Origin of the sequence: Pseudomonas sp. Y24-6, from assembly GCF_020295325.1 — a bacterium.
GTDB classification, from domain to species: Bacteria; Pseudomonadota; Gammaproteobacteria; order Pseudomonadales; family Pseudomonadaceae; genus Aquipseudomonas; species Aquipseudomonas gregormendelii.
The window spans coordinates 101,141-120,773 of record NZ_JACBXG010000009.1; the positions used below are offsets into that span (position 1 = coordinate 101,141).

A 19,633-nucleotide genomic window follows, 5' to 3' on the forward strand; every position below is an offset into this window, starting at 1 on the left:
AACCCCGACCAGTCTCCTGGTCGGGGTTTTCTTTTGAGCGGTTACGCTTAGTGCGAAACGCGGCTCGTACCATCCACGGTAGCGATCCGCACGCGCTCGCCGACACGGAACACTTCGTTCTCCTGAACCTGCTGCACGTAGGCGCGCATGCTGCCGTCGTCTTCGCGCACGGTGATTTCCACGCCCTGGGTACGGGTCAGGCCCTCTTCGGTGGCCGAACCCAGCAAGCCGCCGGCAACTGCGCCGATCACAGCTGCAACAATGCTGCCGCGACCGCCACCAATGGCGCTACCGCCGACGCCACCGACGACCGCACCGGCGGCACCGCCGATCGGGGTCTTGGTGCCTTCAATTTTTACCGGGCGCAGTGCTTCGATGGTGCCCATGCGAATCGTCTGCACGCGACGCGCTTCGTCACGGGAATAGGAGTCACCGGTCAGGCTCGATTGGCAGCCAGTGAGCAACATCGCCATCGTCGAAAAGGAAGCAACCAACAAAACAGACTTACGCATAGCATCAACTCCAAAGGACAGGTATTCATTAAACTCCGCAGCATGACGCCTGTCACGGCATCGCCCGGATAAAAGTGGTTTGATTCAGGGCACGTACAGGCGCCCCTCGAATTCACCACACAGTAGCGTCAAATTACGAGATCTGCGTCACCGACCCAAGGATTTTCATGGATTACTTCATCATTGTCGTCACCACTGTCGCCGGTTTGTACTTCCACTGGTGGCTGTACGTGCGGATCAAACGCTGGATGGACCGTGACCTGGCGTTAGCCCTGGCCGAAGGCGACGAAGGCAAAAAAGCCTTCATGCTCCAGCAACTGGCGAACGCTCAAGCGCAGGGGATCAAGCGTCGGGAATTGCCGCAGTGGCTCAAGGCCGCTGCGGCGAACTATCCCGCTCGGTAGACTGCTCAGGGTGCCAGACGTTCAAGAATCCAGTCGGCGCCCTGCAGGCGGTAGTTGAGGCGATCGTGCAGACGGCTCGGACGGCCCTGCCAGAATTCGATGCGCTCGGGCAACAGGCGATAACCCCCCCAGTGCTCGGGGCAATGCGGCTGCGTATCGCTGAAACGTTGCTCGGTGTTCTTGAGCAGCGCTTCCAGCTCGGCACGGTCGGCGATCACCCGGCTTTGCGGCGAAGCCCAGGCGCCCAGACGGCTGCCCAACGGCCGGACCTGATAGTAGGCGTCGGACTCCTCGGGAGACACCTTGACCACCCGCCCCTCGATACGCACCTGACGCTCCAGGGCCGGCCAGAAGAAGGTCATGGCAGCGAACGGATTCGCCGCCAGATGCTGCCCCTTGGCACTTTCGTAGTTGGTGAAAAACGTGAAGCCTTGCTCGTCCAGCCCCTTGAGCAGCAGGATCCGGCAATGCGGGCGCCCGTCAGGATCGACGGTGGCCAGGGTCATGGCATTGGCCTCCACCGGCGCCTGTTCGGTTTTCACCGCCTCGGCGAACCATTGATGGAACAACCCGAACGGCTCGGCCGGGGCTTGCGCCTCGGTCAGGCCGTCCCGGGTGTAGTCGCGACGCATATCAGCCAGGCCCTGGGTCATGGCGCATTCCTTTTGGTTAACGAATCACTTTTTTGCAGCGTCAGCAGCCGCGACTTTCTTGTCAGTGGCTGCCGCCTTGGCTTTGGCCGGCGCAGTCTTCTTGGCCGGCGTAGCGGTTTTAGCCGGGGCTTTCTTGGCGGGCGCCTTGGCGGCAGCTTTCTTGGCCGGGGCCTTTTTCGCAGCCGGGACATCGGCTTTCTTCGCCGCAGGGGCCGGAGCGACAGGCGCTACCGCTGGCTTGACGTCCTGGGCCGCAACCATGCGCACGGGTGCCGGAGCCGGCATGTTGTACTTGCTCAACAAGGCAACCATGGTGTTCTGCGGAGTTACCAGCAGTTCCACACGACGGTTCAAGGCGCGCCCTTCGACGCTGTCGTTGGCTGCCCGCGGCGCTTCACTGCCCATGCCGCGCAGCATCAGACGATCACGTTGCAGGCCGCTTAGACGGAAGATTGCTGCAACGGCCTGGGCTCGCTCCTGGCTCAACTTGACGTTGGCCGGATTAGCACCGGAGGTATCACTATGGCCGAGCACCAGGACCGCAGTCTTGGGATCGACTTCGAGAATTTTAGCGACGCGGGTGAACGGGCCCAGGGTGACTGGTAGCAGCATGGCCGGGCGATCCGGGTTGAACGAGCCTTCGACCGGGGCGGTGACCACCAGCACGTTTTCACGACGCTCGAGTTGCAGGTTGCTGTCCTTGATCGCGGTGCGCAGGCGCGGTTCGTAGTCATCGAGCCAGGCTTGGGTGACTTTCGGATCAGGCATCGGTACAGCCTTGGCGACAGGCTGATCCTTGCCGCCAAACGGCCACCACCATTTTCCACCCGCTTCGGCTTCAGCCTTGGCCACTTCGACCGGCTTGGCTTCAGCTTTCACGTCAGGGTTCTTGTCCAGAACTTCTTCCGAACCGAACGGCCAGTACCAGGGATTGGAGCTTTCGGCCTTGGCGACCGGTGCAGTCGCTGCGGGTTTGAGCGGGGCAGGCGCCGGGGTTGGCTCTTTTGCGGCAACTTTATCGGAGGAACCGAATGGCCACCAGCTACTGCCATCTGCGTCATTTTGTGGAGTCTGTGCGCAACCGGTGATGGCGAAGCACAGGGCCAGGGCGAAAGTTTTATTGGACGACATTGGATATCCACAAAATGAATTAACAAAAATCAGACCAGAATGGCCTGCATAAAGACACGCTTTGAAACCAGAAACGCTGTCAGGTTCCGCCCTGGAAGCCTGACGACCGGGTTTACAGACAAGTGGCCAGTACTCGCGCAAGGTTTTGCGCGCGGGGATCCATCAAGACGTACGGCCCCAGTGTATTTGTCACAAATCCGAAAGCAACATCATGTTCCGGGTCAGCAAAACCGATGGAACCGCCGGCACCCGGATGCCCGAACGCGCGCGGGCCGAGGCCATAGGTGGCATTGGGAACGTCCGGTTGATCGAGCATGCAGCCCAGCCCGAAACGGGTCCGGGTCAATAAAGTCTTGTCGTCGCCGACGCTGTGTTCGCGAGTCAGCTCGTCGAGCATTTCGCTTTCGAGCAGGCTGCCATCCAGCAGGCCGGCGTAAAACCCGGCCAGGCTGCGCGCATTGCCATGCCCATTGGCGGCCGGCTGCTGCATCCGGCGCCACTCCGGTTTATTGGTGCTGGTCAGGACCGACGGCGGATTGGTGAACGCGCGAGTGGTCATCGCCGTGGGTTCGCGCATCGTCACTTGCAGCAGGCGCTGGGCCGCGGCATCGCCGACATTGCCCTTGCCGCGGGCGATATGCGCCACCCGATGGAATTCTTCGTCCGCCAGGCCGACATGAAAATCCAGCCCCAGCGGCTTGGCCACTCGCGCCACAATCGACTCTCCGGGGCCCCGACCGTCGGCCCGCCGCAGCAATTCACCGACCAGCCAGCCATAGGTGATCGCGGCATAGCCGTGACCAGTGCCCGGGGTCCACCAGGGTGCTTCGGCGGCCAGGGCGTCGACCATGGTTTGCCAGTCGTAGAGGGCCTGCGGGGCCAGCACCTCGCGCAAGGCTGGCAAGCCTGCCTGATGGCACAGCAGTTGGCGCAGGGTTACCGATTCCTTGCCCGCCGCCGCGAACTCCGGCCAATAGCGAGCCACCGGTGCATCCAGTTGCAGCTTGCCTTCGGCAACCAGTTGCAGGGCAGTGACTGCGGTGAAGGTCTTGGTGCAGGAAAACAGGTTGGCAATAGTATCGCTATGCCAAGCCTCGCTGCCGTCCTTGTCGGCGCTGCCGGCCCAAAGATCGACCACCGTTTCCCCGCCAACCTGGATACACAAGGCTGCGCCACGTTCCTGGGGATCGTCGAACAATGCCGCGAATGCCTCGCGCACGGCTTCGAACCGGAGTTCGTAATGACCCTGAATCTGCACCCGCAACTCCCCTGACTCATGTTCTACAAAGTGGCCGCATTGTTCCAGCCATTGACGGTTTTGGGAACAGGTGCGGGCCGGGCGGTCGATTACTTGGCCGCCTTTCCGGCCTCGCCTTTACGCCCACCCTCGGCATCATGGCCGGCCTTCTGCGCCGCGACCCGGGCCTTTTCAACTTCTTTGGCCAGTTGATCGACAGTCGCCAGGTTACTCTTGCGCACGCTGTCGACAAATCCCTGGAACGGTAGATCGGTGATGCCCACCAAGCCGAAGTGGCCATTCTCACCGTCCAGCAAGCGCCCGGTAACGGGTTGATCCAGGTACTGGAACCAATGCACCCCGACAATCGAGGGTTCCTTCAGCGCCTGCTTGAGGAAGTTCGCATACGCCGGCCCGCGGTCCTCTTCTCTCGCCAGCTGTGTCACGCCTCCCCAGAACGGCCCGCGATCAGCCGAACCGAAGTTGAACTCGGTAATCAGCACGGGCTTGTCCAGGCTGCGCAGTTTCTCGAAGTCATAACCATCCTGCGGCTGCAGTGTGTACATGTTGAAGCTCAACACATCGCAATACTGGGCGCAGGATTCGACCGCTTCTGGCGTGCTGACGGCAAACCGGCCGCCCAGCAACAGCTGGTTGGGGGCGTGCCACTTCAGCGAGTCGGAGATGGTCTTGAAATAGGTGTCGGCGAAGACTTTCTGGAAGTATTTGAAGTCCGCCTCAATCTCGGGGTACTCCGCGCTCGGTTGCGGCGGTACGAACCCCGGGTCCTCCATCAGTTCCCAGGCCGGCAGGTCGATCCCCCAGGCTTTGGACAGGCCTGCCTGGTTGCGATACTTGTCACGCAGCTGCTTGAGAAACGCACGTTTGGCCGGGACATCGGTGGTCATTTTCAGAGTGCCGTATGCCAGCGCATAGCGGGCTTTCGGGTCATCGCCGGGGCCGGCCCAGGCCAGCTCGTTATCGGCGAAATAGCCAATCAGCCATGGATCATCACGATGATCGCGGGCAGCAATGGCCACGGCGCGTTCGGTGGCCATGGCAAATCGTGGGTCAAACGGATCGGGCATGCCGCCCCACCAATCAGTTCCCGTACTGATGCTCGCGTAATCGCCGACGATCGATAAGGGCACGGTGTAGGGCACTCGTTCGGCATCACCCAGCATCGGCGCGCTCCAGTTGCCCACGGTGTTGAAACCCCAGGCTTGCAGGCGATCGAGGGTGTGGGCCGTCCAGCGTTTGTCGTCGAAGACTTGCGGCGCGCAAGGGGCGGCGGCAGGTTTCTCGGCCGCTTCGGCGTCGGCTTTGGCGGCATCGGCAACCCCGGCCTTGGTTTCGCTCGTCACAACGCACGGCTGGCCATACAGACGCTGCAGGTTGGCACCGTAAAAATCGTACCAGCGTCCGGCGTTGTTACCTCGCCCCTGATCCGCGCCGTTGCCCCCGCGGTTGTCGCCTTCGCCATAATGGCTCGCCAGCGGCTCATCGGGCTTGGGCAGGGACTCGAACATCCACTCGCGACCGGCAATGTAAGTCTGATTGACCTCCGGGGACACAGTGTTCACGCCCAGGGAGTAGAACGGGTGGCCTTCAGGAGTGACGAGGTACCAACGCCCCTCGTGCTTCTCGCTGCGGAAAAATCCGCTGGCCTTGAATTGCGGGCCCTTGGTCCAGCCTCCAAACTTGTCCAGGGAAGATTTCTCGCGCTCTGCCAACCAGGTTTTCAGCAGTTGCTGTTCCTTGGCGGCGGCGCTTTTCAACTGATCATCGCCAGTGACTTTTTCCGGCCATTTGGCACGAGTCGACTGACCGTAGGCATCCACCAGACCGCCATACGCCGCCTGCACCACACCCTCGCCGTCCTGAACGCCGAAGCGTTCCAGCAGAATGCTCTGGGCAACTTTGGGTTGATCCATCGACAAGGTCACCGACACCACCTGGCTGCGATCCAGCTCTCCGGCGCTACTGGCCAGCAGTACTCGCTGACCATCGACGGTGATCGGCATCGGTGGCCCGGCTTTCATGCCCAGGCTCAGCGGCGAGCTCGGTTGCAGCGGCACCATCAAGGTCTGCGCGGGGCCAGCCGGCAGGTCGACCCGGCTGACCAGGGTCTTTCCATCATTGCTCTGGATTTTCACGTAAAGCGTCAGTGCCCAGCTCATGGCACTCTGGACGCGCAAGCTCATGACGCCCGACTGAGACCAGTCCCATGCACCGCTTTGCGGGGTCAGGCGCAGCGTCGGTTGTGCCACCGGATTGAATGTCACCCGGCGCAGTACCTCACCTTCGGCCGTCTGCTCCGCGTTGGACTGCGGCAAGCTGGCGTCCTGGGTCGCTACCTGAACAACGTCAGCGGGGCGCACAAAGTTGAACAGCGTCTGTTGACCGGCAGGAGCTGCCAGCAAAGGAGCTGTGAACATCAGGGCAAAAACCCCAGCAGGTAACGAATGGCGCAGCGAACGGCGAATCATGGGAACGAAGTTCTCCCTAACGACCAAAATGGGCCAGTGGAATATCGGTGGCAGAGGGATAGACAACGCGGCGGGCGAAATTGCCCACCGATGCCTCAGGAAATTTCACGACGGAATGGCGGCAACGCATTGAGAATGGCCTTGCCGTAACGCTGGGTAACCAGACGTCGATCGAGCAAGGTGATGGTGCCGCGATCCTCTTCGGTTCGCAGCAACCGCCCGCAGGCCTGGACCAGTTTGAGCGAGGCGTCCGGCACCGAGATTTCCATGAACGGATTACCGCCCCGGGCCTCGATCCATTCCGCCAGGGCGGCTTCAACCGGGTCGTCGGGCACCGAGAACGGAATCTTGGCGATCACCACGTGTTCGCAGTAGGCACCGGGCAAGTCCACGCCTTCGGCAAAACTTGCGAGACCGAACAGCACGCTCGAATCCCCGCCATCAACCCGCGCCTTGTGCTTGTTCAGGGTTTCCTGCTTGGACAGGTTGCCCTGGATAAACACCTGCTTGCGCCAGTCGCGATCAAGCCCGTCGAACACGTCCTGCATTTGCTTGCGTGAAGAAAACAGGACGAGGGTGCCGCGCGAACCTTCCACCAACTGCGGCAGGTCGCGAATGATTGCCGCAGTATGCGCTGGCGCGTCCCGTGGATCGGCCTTCAGGTCCGGCACCCGCAGCACGCCCGCGTCGGCATGGTGGAACGGACTGGGGACCACCGCCGTCACGGCTTTTTTCGGCAGCCCGGCACGCATGCGGAAACGGTCGAACGTGCCCAGGGCGGTCAGGGTCGCCGAGGTCACCAAGGCACCGTAAGCCACATTCCAGAGGTTACGTCGGAGCATTTCCGCCGCCAGGATCGGGCTCGCGTTGACCTCGATGTCGAACAGCGAGCCGCTTTCGGCCAGGGTCAGCCAGCGCGCCATCGGCGGGTTGTCGTCGGGGTCCTCGGCGGTGAACGCGGTCCACAGCTCCCAGTTGCCCGTACAGCGGGACAGGAGACTGCCGAACAGCGGGTACCACTCTTCGGCCTGATTGCTGGCGATGCCAATGTTGACCTCGCCGTCCATGCCCTCCTTCAACAATTCGGTGAGACGGTTGAACACGTCATTCAGGCGGGCGAAGCCTTTCTTCAGCTCGATGCCCATTTCCCGCATGTGCTCGGGAATCACCCCGCCGACAAAGCGATGCCGTGGTCGCTCACGACCTTCGACGTCTTCGCCCGGCTTGAAATCGGCCACCTGTTCACAGGCGGTAAACATGAACTGCTGCTGGGTCTTGATTTCCCGCGCGAGTTCCGGCACCTGCTCGATCAGCTTGCCCAGGTCGCCTGGCAGCGGGTGCTGGGCGAGTAATTTGGTGAGGTTCTTGGCGGTCGTCTCCAGCCAGTCGGCCGTGGAGCGCAGACGCGTGTAATGGGCGAAGTGACCAATCGCCTTGTCTGGCAGGTGATGACCTTCGTCGAAGACGTAGATGGTGTCGCGAGGGTCCGGCAGGACGGCGCCGCCCCCCAGTGCCAGATCGGCCAGCACCATGTCGTGGTTGGTGACGATGACGTCGACCTTGCCCATGCCTTCGCGGGCCTTGTAGAAGGCGCACTGGCCGAAGTTGGGGCAATGGCGGTTGGTGCACTGGCTGTGATCGGTCGTGAGGCGAGCCCAGTCGGCGTCTTCCAGGGCGGTGGACCAGCTGTCGCGATCGCCATCCCACTTATTGCCGGCAAGCTTCTCGATCATGCTGGTGAACAGCTTCTGGCTGGCTTCGTCGACCTCGATGCGAAAGCCTTCCTCTTCGAACAATTGCGCCGTAGCCGTTTGCGCGTGGCCTTCCTGCAACAGCATGTCGAGCTTGGACAGGCACATATAGCGCCCCCGGCCCTTGGCCAGGGCGAAGCTGAAATTCAGCCCGCTGTTGCGCATCAGGTCGGGCAGGTCCTTGTAGACGATCTGTTCTTGCAGCGCCACGGTCGCCGTGGCGATCACCAGGCGCTTGCCGGCGGCCTTGGCCGTCGGTATCGCAGCCAGGCTGTAGGCCACGGTTTTACCGGTACCGGTGCCGGCTTCCACCGCGACAATCGCGGGGTCGCCACTGCGCCGGCCCTCGTCATCGGTATCGATATCCCCGAGGACTTTGGCAATTTCGGCGATCATCAGGCGTTGGCCGTAGCGCGGCTTGAGGCTCTTGGCCTCGAGAAAACGCGAGTAGGCGCCCTGGATCGTGGTTTTGAGTTCGGTGCTGATCATGGATTGTCGGGCGCAAAAAACGCTGGATAAATTTTCAGTGGTTCGGTTCGGCCGCTATCATACCCCGCTAATTAATCCCGCGCAGAACGGAGTACCCAAATGACACTTTTTGCCATCGTTTACAGCCTGCATGTCCTGTCGGCCCTGGTATGGGTCGGCGGCATGTTTTTCGCCTGGATGGTCTTGCGCCCGGCGGCCATGAAGGCGCTGGAGGGCCCTGCCCGGCTGAAACTGTGGGTCGAGGTGTTCAGCGGTTTTTTCCGCTGGGTCTGGGTCGCTGTGGTGGTGTTGCCGATCAGCGGCGTGGGCATGATTCACCTGCAATATGCCGGTTTTGAAAGCGCGCCGCGTTATGTGCAGGTGATGATGGGGTTGTATGTGGTGATGACGGCGCTGTTTATTCGCATCCAGGCGCTGATGTTGCCCGAGCTGCGCACGGCCGTGGCGGCGCAGGACTGGCCGGCTGGCGCCGGGATTTTGGGAAGGATTCGCCGGCTGGTGGGGATCAATCTGCTGGTCGGGTTGCTGCTGGTTGCAATTGCGGCGGCTCGACCGATGTTCTGAGTCGGCAGGGCGGGCGCGATCGCGGGCAAGCCTTGCTCCCACAGGTTTTCATCGCCCTGCGGGAGCAAAGCGTGCTCGCAATGACCGTCACAGGATCACAACCATCCTACAACCGCTGCACAGTCACCGAACCCGCTGCCCCTGCAGGCCCAGGTTGACCATCGACACCAGGACGACCGGCCTTGCCGCCATCGGCGCGATAAACAATGCAGCCTTTGGATTTGCCGCCCGCACCTGGCTTGCCACCGGGGCCAGCGAGACCACCCGCACCGCCGGCCACCTCGACCTTGATCTGCTCGACCGGATAATCGCGCGGCACTTCCAGCCTGACCAGCGCACCGGGCGCACCAGCCTGGCCGTCGCTGCCATTACTGCCGTCCGCGCCGCGACCAGCCTGGCCCCAGGTGCACCCCGGTGCCTGGCCGTTGGCGCCATCAAGTCCGACGAACCCTGGTGCCCCCGCCCCACCACGGGCGTCCACCGCCAACTGCGGGGCATTCAACGCCTTGATCTGCAAGTTGAGGTTGCGCCCCGACCGGGCCGCCTTGAGGTAGGTACCCGGCGCACCGCGGGCCGTGATCTGGCTGCCCTCGGACAACTCGGCACGACTGACCTTCAGGTCGAGCGCCTGCTCGCTGGGCACAATGGCGATCCGCGCTTCGCGCCCCAAATGCAGTTCGCCCACCGTGACTTCGGTAACGTTCGAGGGAATCAGCAAGGTGCCGTAGTCGGCTACTTCCAGTCGCTCCAGGGACAAGGTGCTCGCGGTGTTGGGCAAGCGCATCAGCGAGTTGGTTTCGACGCTCACTACCTGGGCGCAAGCCAGTGGACTGATAAATGCGGCGAGCAGACAGAGATTACGCATGGGAAGCCTTCGATACGGTCGGAGCCGGAATGGTTTGCAGGTGATATACGCCGAAAAACAAAATCTTCAGGCGATCACGCCACGGATGGGCGCGACCTTTGAGGCTGCGATTACACAGCAGCACCTCCAGAAGATGCAGAACGGCCAGCAGGCCACCGGTCACGGGGACCAGCAAATTCAGCGGGAAGACGAACGGCATGAGCCAGTTGACTGCCACTACTGCCCAGAACAACAGGGTCAGCAGCTTCCATAGCCCCCAGAACACCTTCATACGCTCTCCCGATGAGAATTATTCTTTGCGCGCACAGTAACGGCTTCCGCGCGGGATAAGCCAGAGGGCAATCGAACTTTCTTCATGAAGGCCGCCGAATGGGCCGCCCGGACGCTCGACGGCATCGGCGGACGGCTCTGTTTCGGGCACTAGCGGTTTATGTGCAGTTCCACGCGGCGGTTTTTCGCCCGTCCTTCGTCCGTATCGTTGTCGGCGACAGGCTCACGTTCACCTCGCCCCTCACTGGTGAGTTTGTTCGGCGCCAGACCCTGGCTCAGGAGATAATCGGCGACGCTGCTGGCGCGACGTTCCGAGAGTCCCTGGTTATAGGCATCAGACCCCACGCTGTCGGTATGGCCGATGACCTTGATGCTGACCACGTCGGCGTTCTGCAATTTACTCATCAGCGAATCCAGTTCGCTGCGGGCCGCTGGCGTCAGGTCGGACTTGTTGAAAGCGAACAGAACGTCATTGGCATCACTCAGCGTCACGACTTCGCTCGGGGTCGGTGCAGGTTCGGCGGGTTTCACGCTGGCCGGGTATTGCGGCAGCGGGCAACCATGGTGTTCGACAGGGGTATTGGCAGGCGTATCCGGGCAACGATCACGGCGGTCAAATACACCGTCGTCATCTTCATCGCCATCCTGGGAGTAGCAGATCAGGCCACCGGTCAGGATGCCCAGCGCTGCGCCACCTCCCGCCCAGCCGGCACTTTCAATGGCGCCCAGGCCTCCGCCGACCAGGCCGCCGATAAGGCTGCAAATTGGCCAGGTACGTTGATTCAAGGGGGCAGTGCCATCGCTGTGGGTCGCGCAACCGGTCAGCAGGCTGCCAAGCAGCAGAACCGGTAGGACGGTCCTTGTGAGAACACTCATATTGAAAGCTCCTGTGTTACCGGCCCATACCGGTTACACAGGAGTAAAGACCCGCATCCGCGACTGCACAAGCCGCGGAGTGCGAGGGGCATCAACGATTGATTTTGATTTCCGTGCGACGGTTCATCGCGCGTCCGTCTGCCGTTTTGTTATCGGCCACTGGCTGGCTCTCGCCGGCACCGGCCACAGATACGAAGCTGCTGCGCGGTACGCCACTGGAAATCAGGTACTCAACCACCGAATGTGCGCGTTTATCCGACAGTTTCTGGTTGTAGGCATCGCTGCCCACACTGTCGGTATGACCCGTCACAGTCAGTTGTGCGCTGGAGGATTCCTGTTTCAAGCGAGTAGCAATCTTGTCGAGCACTTGTTTGTCGGAAGGAGTGAGCGTCGCCTTGTCGAACTGGAAGTGCACATCACGCACGACGATGACTTCTTCCTTGACGACTACCGCCTCTTCGACCACGGGTGCTGGCACCGGTGGCGGGCAACCGTCAGCATCGACCTGCACGCCTCTAGGCGTACCCGGGCACTTGTCGCGACTGTCCGGCACGCCATCACCGTCTTCGTCGCCATCACCGTGAACCCAGCAATAGGCCGCTGCCGTACCACCGATCAACAGCGCGCCATAGCCTGCCCACGCCGAGCTCTCGGTTGCACCAAGACCCGCACCGACGACACCACCGACCGCCGCACAGGTCGGCCAGTCGGTTTTCTGCAAACCTGCGCAACCAGTCAACACACTGGTTAGCAGAACCAAGGGTAATGCTGTCCGAACTATGCTCATCTAGTTTTCTCCTGAAGGATCGGCTTAGAACCGATTCAGGGAGTAAAGACCGGAGTTTTAATCTCCGCCAGCAATAGGCCAACGCTGATTTGCCTCCCGTTCTCCGTGGATCGATGCATTTGCCTCTATAGAGCGCTAGGCCCGGACCTTCGGGCAGGCTAGTCTTGGCAGACGCTGATTGAGGATCCTTGATGATTGCCGGTATTTCTTCGCGCACGCCGCAACAGGCGCTGGCCGCCTTGCTTGATCGATACGCCCCCGCACGCCTGCTATTGATAGGTGCCAGTGAATTTCCCGCGCTCGAGGCCTTTAAGCTCGCGCACCCCGACAGTTGCGTGGCCCACGCTGCACCAGGGCTGTTGCCTGCGGAGCTGGCGGCACGCCGGTTCGACCTGGCGGTGGTGGTCGATTGCCTGGAACACCTGCCCAAGCGCGACGGTCTGAATTTGCTTGGAGGCATCCGCAATCTCAACGCCAGTCGTATCGCGGTGCTGGCTGACCTGCACGCCAGCGGCTGGCAGGAAACGGACTTTTTCTCCCTGGCCCTGCAAGCCAGCGAGCGGTTTCAGCGCGACGATCAGGTGGTGACGCTGTTCACCTATGATCTGCTTGACTACAAACAGGTACCTGACTGGCTCAACTCGAGGTTCTGGGCCAATCCGGAGAATTTCGGGAAATATTGGTGGTAACGCAATGAGTACATCGATTTGCCCTTGCGGCAGCGGCACCCTGCTGGACGCCTGCTGCGGTCATTATCACGCAGGCCACCCCGCCCCGTGCGCCGCAGCATTGATGCGTTCGCGCTACAGCGCCTATGTGCTGGGCCTGATCGACTATCTGGTGGCCACCACCCTGCCCGCACAACGGGCCGGCCTGGATCGCCAGTCCATCAGTGACTGGAGCGCCAACAGCACCTGGCTGGGTCTTGAAGTGGAGAGCTCGGAAGTCTTTGGCGGGCAACCGGAACATGCTTTCGTGACCTTTACCGCACGCTGGCATGACAGTACCGGGGAGCACAGCCATCGCGAGCGCTCCTCGTTTGTGCAAAACGCCGGGCAGTGGTATTTCATCGATCCGACCGTGCAACTCAAGGCCGGCCGCAACGATGCCTGTCCCTGTGCCAGCGGCCAGAAATTCAAGAAGTGCTGCGCGGGCTATTTCGGCAGTTGAGGCATGACCTGCATCACCTGCAGGCCCAAGGAAAAATTATCATGATCGCCCGGCGCATCGTCCTCCACCTGCTGACTTTGAGCCTCGTTCTCGGGCTAGGCGGCTGCGCGTCCTGGTTCAGCAGCGACGAGCCGGAACCGCAACTGCATCTGGTGAAGGTGGAAGTGATCCGCGCCAAATTGCTGGAGCAGAAATTCCTCCTGCACTTTCGAGTGGACAACCCAAACGACAGCGACCTGACGGTACGCGGCCTCGAGTACCGTATTCATCTGGGTGACATGCTACTGACCGAGGGTGAACACGAACACTGGTTTACTGTGGGGCCCAAGCGCAGCGCTTATTTCAAGGTGCCGATCCGCACGAATCTGTGGCCAAAAATCCGCGACCTGGTGAAATTGCTGAAAAAACCCGGTCAGCCCATCCCTTACCGTCTGGAAGGAGAGATGGAAACGGGTTTATTCATCGCTCACTACGTGCACATAGCGCGCAATGGCGTGATAATCCCCGCCGATTTAATTCCGGAGTAAACCTGATGACCCAGCAACCCCATGTTCATGGCCCCGACTGCAATCACGATCATGATCAGCACGATCACCATGATCACGACCATGGCCATGTCCACGGCCCGAATTGCGGCCACGCCCACCAGGAGCCGGTGCGCAACGCCTTGAAGGACGTCGGTCGCAACGATCCTTGCCCTTGCGGCAATGGCAAGAAATTCAAGAAGTGCCACGGCGCCTGATCGGGTCGTTCACCGCTACCCTGTGGGGGCGAGCCTGCGCGCGGCAGCGTCGAACCCGACGCACCGCGTCGCGGCGATCGCCAGCAAGCCGTCCCCTGCAGAATTTGCGCTGTCGCCACCACCATGGTGAATTCGCCGCGTCCCGTGAACGTCCTTAATCAGACAAATCCAGAAATAACCGAATACCCCGCTTGCGCGCCCCTCTCCTGCTCACTAACGTAGCGACTTTATCGCGTTACTACCCCCGCAGGAGCTTTGCCATGGCCTCGCCAGCCCTTACTCATTTTCTTCCCCGGTTCGGCGTTGCCGCAGCAGTGGCCGGTGTTCTGGGCCTGACCGGTTGTCAGACCCTGAACACCCAGGACACCCTCCCGCCCACCACCGGCGTGCAGCCGCTCAAAGGCCTGGCGCAGAACGTCTCGGTGCGGCGCAACGCCATGGGCATGCCGCTGATCGAAAGCAACAGCTTCCACGACGCGCTGTTCGCCCTCGGCTACGTGCATGCCAGCGATCGCATCTCGCAAATGGTCACCCTGCGCCTGCTGGCTCAAGGCCGCCTGGCAGAAATGTCCGGCGCCGACTTGCTGGACGCCGACCGCTACATGCGCGCGGTCAACCTGAAGAAAAGTGCTGGTGAGCTGTACAAGGCGTCCTCCCCGCGGCTCAAGCGTTTTTTTGAAGTCTATGCCCGGGGCGTCAACGCCTACCTGTTCCGCTACCGCGACAAGTTGCCGGCAGACCTGATGGCAACCGGCTACAAGCCCGAATACTGGCAGCCGGAAGATTCGGCGCTGATTTTCTGCCTGCTGAACTTCAGTCAGTCAGCCAACCTGCCGGAAGAAATTTCCTCGCTGATGCTGGCGCAGACCGTCAGCATCGACAAACTCCCCTGGCTGACGCCTTCGGCCCCCGACGAAAAACTGCCAGTGGCCGAGGCCGAGAAACTCCAAGGCATCACGCTCAACGGGCAGATTCCGGGGCTGGTCGACATCAGCAAAGCCGCCAGTCAATTGTCCGACCTGAATTTGCTTGGCGCCACGTCCTCCAATAACTGGGCAATCGCACCGCAGCGCAGCCGCACCGGTAAAAGCCTGCTGGCCAGCGACAGCCATGGCCCGCTCGGCGTGCCATCGCTGTTCAGCTATGTGCAGATTCGCGCGCCGAAATACCAGGCTTCGGGCGTGACCATCGCCGGCCTGCCGCTGGTGCTGGGTGGCTTCAACGGCAAAGTGGCGTGGAGCATGACCACGGTCATGGGCGACAACCAGGACCTGTTCCTTGAAAAAATCAAGCGCCAGGGTAACGGCCTGACTTACGAGGCGGGCGGCAAATGGCAGCCGGTCATGGTTCGTAACGAGACCTACTTCGTCAAAGGCCAGCGGCCGACTCGCGAGGCGGTGTATGAAACCCGCCATGGCCCCCTGCTCAACAGTGCCAAGGGAACCGCCCTGGCCAACGGTTTTGGCCTGGCACTGCAGGCGCCGAGTTTCACCGACGACAAGACCCTGGACGCGTTTTTTGACTTGTCCCGGGCGCAGAATGTCGAGAAGGCCTCGGATGCCAGTCGTGAAATCCGCGCAATTGCGTTGAATCTGGTGTTCGCCGATGCGAGCAACATCGGCTGGCAGGTCACCGGGCGTTATCCGAACCGGCGCGAAGGCGAAGGCCTGTTGCCCTCGCCGGGCTGGGAAGGTCGCTACGACTGGGACGGTTACGCCGACCCGATGCTGCACCCATACGATCAAGACCCCGCCCAGGGCTGGCTCGGCACCGCCAACCAGCGGGTCATCCCCCATGGTTATGGCATGCAGCTGTCCAACTCCTGGTCCGCACCGGAGCGCGGCGAACGCATGGCTGAACTCGCCGGCACCGGCAAGCACGACACGCGCAGCGTGATCGCCATGCAATACGACCAGACCACCACCTTCGCCCCCAAGCTGAAGAAAATGTTCACGGCGCCGGGCATGGCCCAGCCGCTCAAGCAAGCCATCGAAGCGTTGCCGACGACCGACGCGGTCAAGGCTCGCGAGGCCTATGCCCGCCTGATGGCGTTCGACGGCAAGCTCAGCACGACTTCCGCCGATGCGGCCATCTACCAACTGTTCCTGCAAGAAAGCACGCGGCAGATCTTCCTCGATGAGTTGGGGCCGCAAGGCAGTGCTGCGTGGAAAACCTTCATCGCCAACGGCAAGCTTTCCTACGCCGCCCAGGCCGATCACCTGCTGGGACGCGAGGACAGCCCTTTCTGGGATGACACTCGCACGCCGCAAAAAGAGGACAAGGCAGTGATCCTGGCCCGCAGCCTGGCAGCTGCAATCACTGCGGGCGACAGCTTGTTGGGCGCCGATCACAAGGCCTGGCAATGGGGCAAGCTGCACCGCTACGAGTGGAAGAACGCCAGCGGCCAGAGCGTCCGCGGTCCGCTTGCAGCCGGTGGCGATCACACCACGTTGAATACCGCCGCGTTTGCCTGGGGCGAAGATTTCAACACTACCCTGGCACCGTCCATGCGTTTCATCGTCGACTTCGGCCAAGCCGAGCCGTTGATGGGCCAGAACGCCACCGGACAATCAGGCAACCCGGCCAGCCCTAATTACCTCAACAGCATCGATCCGTGGCTGAAGGGGCAATACATGAGCCTGCCGATGCAGCCGCAAAACTTCGACAAGGTGTATGGCAAAGCCCGACTGACACTGACTCCCGGGAAGTAGTCTTCCCCAGTTGATCATGCCCTGCGGGAGCAAGCTTTGCTCCCACAGCGCATGTTGTGTCACCGACACAAATCGATAGAACTTCTGACCTCACGTCGTCCTCATAGCTAACAAGTCCCCCTGCCTGGTCATCCTCATGGACCTTGTTATCGCTCGCCCCGAGGGCCTGTACTGCCCCGCCGGGGATTTCTATATAGACCCCTGGCGTCCAGTCGAGCGCTCGGTCATTACCCATGCCCATGGCGACCACGCTCGCACCGGCAATCAACATTACCTGGCTGCCGCCCCTGGCGAAGGGATCCTGCGATCACGCCTGGGCCAGGACATCAACCTGCAAACCCTGGCGTATGGCGAACGGCTGCTGCACCACGGCGTAACCTTGAGCTTTCACCCGGCCGGGCATGTGCTCGGCTCGGCCCAGGTGCGCCTGGAATACGGTGGCGAAGTCTGGGTGGCCTCAGGGGATTACAAGATCGAACCCGATGGCACCTGCGCGCCGTTTGAACCAGTGCGCTGCCATACCTTCATCACCGAATCGACGTTCGGCCTGCCGATCTATCGCTGGCAACCACAGGCGGAGATATTCGCCGAAATCAATCAGTGGTGGCAGGCCAACGCTGCCGTGGATAAAACCAGCGTGCTGTTCTGCTACTCCTTCGGCAAGGCCCAGCGCATTCTGCATGGCATCGACGCGAGCCTCGGTCCGATTCTGACCCACGGCGCGGTGGAGCCACTGAACCGGGTCTACCGCGAAAGCGGCGTGTACATCCCGCCGACGATTTACGCCGGCGATGTAAAAAAAAGCGATCCGGTCATGCGCAAGGCCCTGGTGATCGCCCCGCCTTCAGCCGGTGGCAGCACCTGGATGCGTCGGTTCGGTGACTACAGCGACGGCTTCGCCAGCGGCTGGATGCGCCTGCGCGGGACCCGGCGCCGGCGCGGCGTCGATCGCGGTTTTATCCTGTCCGACCACGCTGACTGGCCAGGCCTGCTTTGGGCCATTGGGCAGACCGGCGCCGAACGGGTCATGGTGACTCACGGCTCGGTCGCCGTCCTCGTCCGCCATTTGCGCGAGCAAGGCCTTGATGCCCAGGGCTTCAGCACTGAATACGGTGACGACGAAGAGGAAGCGACGAGCGCCGAGCAACAAAGCGCAGAGGTTCGCGCATGAAAACCTTCGCCGAACTCTATGCCGAACTCGATGCAACGACCTCCAGCAACGCCAAGCTGGCGGCCATGCAAAACTACTTCGCCCAGGCAGCGCCGCAGGATGCTGCGTGGGCTGTGTATTTCCTGTCTGGCGGGCGACCCCGGCAACTGGTCCCGGCACGCGTCCTGCGCGAGTTGGCAGTGGCGTACTCCGGTCTGTCGCCCTGGCTGTTCGAGGAGAGTTACCAGGCGGTGGGTGACCTGGCGGAAACCATTTCCCTGGTACTGCCCGAATCCAGCCACAGCTCCGATGCTGGCCTTGCGGTCTGGATCGAGGAAAAGCTGCTACCTCTGCGCGGGGAAACACCCGAAGCGCTTGCCCTGGCCTTGCCTGCCCTCTGGTCGCAACTTGATCGCTCCAGCCTGATGTTATGCATCAAGCTGATTACCGGCAGTTTTCGCGTAGGCGTGTCCAAACTGCTGGTGACACGCGCCTTGGCATCCATGGCGGGGCTGGACAGCAAGCGGGTGGCCCAGCGCCTGGTGGGTTATACCGACCTGTCCAACCGCCCGAGCGCCGCCAGTTACCTGAAACTGATCGCGCCGGAATCAACCGACGAACATGCGCAGCGCGGCGGGCAGCCCTATCCGTTTTTCCTGGCCCATGCGCTGTCGCAACCGGTAGACCAGTTTGAAGCCCTGCTTGGCCCTGCCAGCCAGTGGCAAATCGAATGGAAGTGGGATGGTATTCGCGCCCAGGTGGTAAAACGCGAGGGCCGGCTGTGGATCTGGTCTCGGGGCGAAGAACTGGTGACCGAGCGTTTTCCGGAGCTGGAGAGCCTGGTGCACGGCCTGCCCGACGGCACGGTGATCGACGGTGAAATCGTTGCCTGGAAAGCCGCGCCAGCCGGGACCGAGGATGCCTTCGACCCGCAAGTGCCCTCGGCACCCTCGGTCCAGCCTTTCGCTTTGCTGCAACAGCGCATCGGCCGCAAGACCCTCGGCAAGAAAATCCTCGACGAAGTCCCGGTGGTGGTACTTGCCTACGACCTGCTGGAATGGAATGGCGAAGATTGGCGCAACCAGTCTCAGGCCCGGCGACGGACCCAGCTGGAGCAGGTTCTCGCCGACTGCAACAACCCGGTTTTGCTGGAGTCGCCGGTACTCACCGGCGAAGACTGGCTGGACCTCGCACGCCAGCGCGAAGCGTCGCGCAGCCTCGGCGTCGAGGGCATGATGCTCAAGGCGCGGGACTCGCTGTATGGCGTCGGCCGGACCAAGGACATGGGCGTGTGGTGGAAGTGGAAAGTCGACCCTTACAGCGTCGATGCAGTGCTGATCTACGCCCAGCGCGGCCACGGTCGGCGCGCCAGCCTGTACAGCGATTACACCTTCGCCGTGTGGGACGGCCCGGCGAATTCAACCGAACGCACGCTGGTGCCTTTCGCCAAGGCGTACTCCGGCTTGACTGACGAAGAAATGCGCCAGGTCGACAGCATCGTACGCAAGACCACAGTGGAGAAATTCGGCCCGGTCAGCAGCGTGAAACCGAGCCTGGTGTTCGAACTGGGCTTTGAGGGCATCGCCCTGTCCAAGCGCCACAAGAGCGGTATCGCGGTGCGGTTTCCTCGGATGCTGCGCTGGCGTCGCGACAAGTCAGTGGATGAGGCAGACAACCTGGCCACGTTGCAGGACCTGCTGGGCTGAGATGAACCAATCTGGTGCGCGCACGCGGTGATGCCCGCTTGCGTGCACAAACGCCTGCGCACCGTTCCTCACGGCACCTTTTAAAACGCTTGTTCGGGACTATGGTTCAGAAATTGCTACTTTATT

19 protein-coding genes are annotated in these 19,633 nt (G+C 61.7%); 9 read left to right on the forward strand and 10 right to left on the reverse strand.

Going from position 1 to position 19,633, the window contains the following annotated elements; translation table 11 throughout:
- Positions 1 to 47: 47 nt before the first annotated feature.
- Positions 48 to 512, reverse strand: coding sequence for a glycine zipper 2TM domain-containing protein (locus HYI44_RS18265; protein WP_020798113.1), 465 nt, complete (start codon positions 510 to 512; stop codon positions 48 to 50).
- A gap of 167 nt (positions 513 to 679) precedes the next feature.
- Between HYI44_RS18265 and HYI44_RS18270 the strand changes: the two genes are divergently transcribed.
- Positions 680 to 916, forward strand: coding sequence for a hypothetical protein (locus HYI44_RS18270; RefSeq protein WP_122837742.1), 237 nt, complete (start codon positions 680 to 682; stop codon positions 914 to 916).
- A gap of 5 nt (positions 917 to 921) precedes the next feature.
- Here the strand turns inward: HYI44_RS18270 and pdxH are convergent, their stop codons facing one another.
- From pdxH to dinG, 5 genes are all read right to left on the reverse strand, one after another.
- Complete coding sequence (gene pdxH / locus HYI44_RS18275; protein ID WP_122837741.1) at positions 922 to 1,569, reverse strand: pyridoxamine 5'-phosphate oxidase; 648 nt, start codon at positions 1,567 to 1,569, stop codon at positions 922 to 924.
- A 24-nt stretch (positions 1,570 to 1,593) separates the two neighbouring features.
- Positions 1,594 to 2,700 carry an OmpA family protein gene (locus tag HYI44_RS18280; protein ID WP_225570132.1) on the reverse strand — a complete coding sequence of 369 codons (1,107 nt, stop codon included), beginning with the start codon at positions 2,698 to 2,700 and terminating at the stop codon, positions 1,594 to 1,596.
- Positions 2,701 to 2,812: 112 nt separating this feature from the next.
- The gene (locus HYI44_RS18285; RefSeq protein WP_225570133.1) at positions 2,813 to 3,958 is read right to left on the reverse strand and encodes a serine hydrolase domain-containing protein; all 1,146 of its coding nucleotides are present in this window, start codon (positions 3,956 to 3,958) and stop codon (positions 2,813 to 2,815) included.
- Between the two features lie 89 nt (positions 3,959 to 4,047).
- On the reverse strand, positions 4,048 to 6,426 hold the full coding sequence (locus HYI44_RS18290; RefSeq protein WP_122837739.1) for a beta-galactosidase: 2,379 nt from the start codon (positions 6,424 to 6,426) through the stop codon (positions 4,048 to 4,050).
- A 95-nt stretch (positions 6,427 to 6,521) separates the two neighbouring features.
- Positions 6,522 to 8,666 carry an ATP-dependent DNA helicase DinG gene (gene dinG / locus HYI44_RS18295; RefSeq protein WP_225570134.1) on the reverse strand — a complete coding sequence of 715 codons (2,145 nt, stop codon included), beginning with the start codon at positions 8,664 to 8,666 and terminating at the stop codon, positions 6,522 to 6,524.
- Between the two features lie 99 nt (positions 8,667 to 8,765).
- Between dinG and HYI44_RS18300 the strand changes: the two genes are divergently transcribed.
- Positions 8,766 to 9,230 carry a CopD family protein gene (locus tag HYI44_RS18300; protein ID WP_045061075.1) on the forward strand — a complete coding sequence of 155 codons (465 nt, stop codon included), beginning with the start codon at positions 8,766 to 8,768 and terminating at the stop codon, positions 9,228 to 9,230.
- A gap of 106 nt (positions 9,231 to 9,336) precedes the next feature.
- On the opposite strand, the gene HYI44_RS18305 is transcribed toward HYI44_RS18300, so the two are convergent.
- The 4 genes from HYI44_RS18305 to HYI44_RS18320 all read right to left on the reverse strand — a co-directional run bounded on the left by HYI44_RS18305 (position 9,337) and on the right by HYI44_RS18320 (position 12,028).
- Complete coding sequence (locus HYI44_RS18305; protein WP_045061076.1) at positions 9,337 to 10,095, reverse strand: collagen-like triple helix repeat-containing protein; 759 nt, start codon at positions 10,093 to 10,095, stop codon at positions 9,337 to 9,339.
- The gene (locus HYI44_RS18310) at positions 10,088 to 10,366 is read right to left on the reverse strand and encodes a DUF1145 domain-containing protein (protein ID WP_225570135.1); all 279 of its coding nucleotides are present in this window, start codon (positions 10,364 to 10,366) and stop codon (positions 10,088 to 10,090) included. Before HYI44_RS18310 ends, HYI44_RS18305 begins: the two co-directional genes overlap by 8 nt.
- Before the next feature lie 149 nt (positions 10,367 to 10,515).
- Positions 10,516 to 11,241, reverse strand: coding sequence for an OmpA family protein (locus HYI44_RS18315; protein WP_122837736.1), 726 nt, complete (start codon positions 11,239 to 11,241; stop codon positions 10,516 to 10,518).
- A gap of 91 nt (positions 11,242 to 11,332) precedes the next feature.
- The gene (locus HYI44_RS18320) at positions 11,333 to 12,028 is read right to left on the reverse strand and encodes an OmpA family protein (RefSeq protein ID WP_122837735.1); all 696 of its coding nucleotides are present in this window, start codon (positions 12,026 to 12,028) and stop codon (positions 11,333 to 11,335) included.
- 191 nt (positions 12,029 to 12,219) lie between these two features.
- Between HYI44_RS18320 and HYI44_RS18325 the strand changes: the two genes are divergently transcribed.
- The 7 genes from HYI44_RS18325 (at position 12,220) to HYI44_RS18355 (ending at position 19,507) form a co-directional block, all read left to right on the forward strand.
- Positions 12,220 to 12,717 carry a DUF6231 family protein gene (locus HYI44_RS18325; RefSeq protein WP_225570136.1) on the forward strand — a complete coding sequence of 166 codons (498 nt, stop codon included), beginning with the start codon at positions 12,220 to 12,222 and terminating at the stop codon, positions 12,715 to 12,717.
- Between the two features lie 4 nt (positions 12,718 to 12,721).
- Positions 12,722 to 13,198, forward strand: a complete 477-nt coding sequence (locus tag HYI44_RS18330; protein WP_122837734.1) for a YchJ family protein — start codon at positions 12,722 to 12,724, stop codon at positions 13,196 to 13,198.
- Positions 13,199 to 13,239: 41 nt separating this feature from the next.
- Positions 13,240 to 13,725 (forward strand): LEA type 2 family protein, encoded by a 486-nt coding sequence (locus HYI44_RS18335; protein ID WP_225570137.1) that lies wholly within the window; start codon positions 13,240 to 13,242, stop codon positions 13,723 to 13,725.
- 5 nt (positions 13,726 to 13,730) lie between these two features.
- On the forward strand, positions 13,731 to 13,940 hold the full coding sequence (locus tag HYI44_RS18340) for an SEC-C metal-binding domain-containing protein (RefSeq protein WP_122837732.1): 210 nt from the start codon (positions 13,731 to 13,733) through the stop codon (positions 13,938 to 13,940).
- A 260-nt stretch (positions 13,941 to 14,200) separates the two neighbouring features.
- Entirely contained in the window at positions 14,201 to 16,651 is a 2,451-nt protein-coding gene (locus tag HYI44_RS18345) for a penicillin acylase family protein (protein ID WP_225570138.1), read from the forward strand.
- Positions 16,652 to 16,787: 136 nt separating this feature from the next.
- Complete coding sequence (locus tag HYI44_RS18350) at positions 16,788 to 17,822, forward strand: ligase-associated DNA damage response exonuclease (protein ID WP_122837730.1); 1,035 nt, start codon at positions 16,788 to 16,790, stop codon at positions 17,820 to 17,822.
- A complete protein-coding gene (locus HYI44_RS18355) occupies positions 17,819 to 19,507 on the forward strand; it encodes an ATP-dependent DNA ligase (protein WP_225570139.1) in 1,689 nt (562 codons plus the stop codon). Before HYI44_RS18350 ends, HYI44_RS18355 begins: the two co-directional genes overlap by 4 nt.
- Positions 19,508 to 19,633 lie beyond the last annotated feature (126 nt).

Coding starts and splice junctions, on each gene's coding strand:
- HYI44_RS18265 (WP_020798113.1), bottom strand. CDS start 512: ATGCGTAAGTCTGTTTTGTTGGTTGCTTCCTTTTCGACGATGGCGATG.
- HYI44_RS18270 (WP_122837742.1), top strand. CDS start 680: ATGGATTACTTCATCATTGTCGTCACCACTGTCGCCGGTTTGTACTTC.
- pdxH (WP_122837741.1), bottom strand. CDS start 1,569: ATGACCCAGGGCCTGGCTGATATGCGTCGCGACTACACCCGGGACGGC.
- HYI44_RS18280 (WP_225570132.1), bottom strand. CDS start 2,700: ATGTCGTCCAATAAAACTTTCGCCCTGGCCCTGTGCTTCGCCATCACC.
- HYI44_RS18290 (WP_122837739.1), bottom strand. CDS start 6,426: ATGATTCGCCGTTCGCTGCGCCATTCGTTACCTGCTGGGGTTTTTGCC.
- dinG (WP_225570134.1), bottom strand. CDS start 8,666: ATGATCAGCACCGAACTCAAAACCACGATCCAGGGCGCCTACTCGCGT.
- HYI44_RS18300 (WP_045061075.1), top strand. CDS start 8,766: ATGACACTTTTTGCCATCGTTTACAGCCTGCATGTCCTGTCGGCCCTG.
- HYI44_RS18305 (WP_045061076.1), bottom strand. CDS start 10,095: ATGCGTAATCTCTGTCTGCTCGCCGCATTTATCAGTCCACTGGCTTGC.
- HYI44_RS18310 (WP_225570135.1), bottom strand. CDS start 10,366: ATGAAGGTGTTCTGGGGGCTATGGAAGCTGCTGACCCTGTTGTTCTGG.
- HYI44_RS18315 (WP_122837736.1), bottom strand. CDS start 11,241: ATGAGTGTTCTCACAAGGACCGTCCTACCGGTTCTGCTGCTTGGCAGC.
- HYI44_RS18320 (WP_122837735.1), bottom strand. CDS start 12,028: ATGAGCATAGTTCGGACAGCATTACCCTTGGTTCTGCTAACCAGTGTG.
- HYI44_RS18325 (WP_225570136.1), top strand. CDS start 12,220: ATGATTGCCGGTATTTCTTCGCGCACGCCGCAACAGGCGCTGGCCGCC.
- HYI44_RS18330 (WP_122837734.1), top strand. CDS start 12,722: ATGAGTACATCGATTTGCCCTTGCGGCAGCGGCACCCTGCTGGACGCC.
- HYI44_RS18335 (WP_225570137.1), top strand. CDS start 13,240: ATGATCGCCCGGCGCATCGTCCTCCACCTGCTGACTTTGAGCCTCGTT.
- HYI44_RS18340 (WP_122837732.1), top strand. CDS start 13,731: ATGACCCAGCAACCCCATGTTCATGGCCCCGACTGCAATCACGATCAT.
- HYI44_RS18345 (WP_225570138.1), top strand. CDS start 14,201: ATGGCCTCGCCAGCCCTTACTCATTTTCTTCCCCGGTTCGGCGTTGCC.
- HYI44_RS18350 (WP_122837730.1), top strand. CDS start 16,788: ATGGACCTTGTTATCGCTCGCCCCGAGGGCCTGTACTGCCCCGCCGGG.
- HYI44_RS18355 (WP_225570139.1), top strand. CDS start 17,819: ATGAAAACCTTCGCCGAACTCTATGCCGAACTCGATGCAACGACCTCC.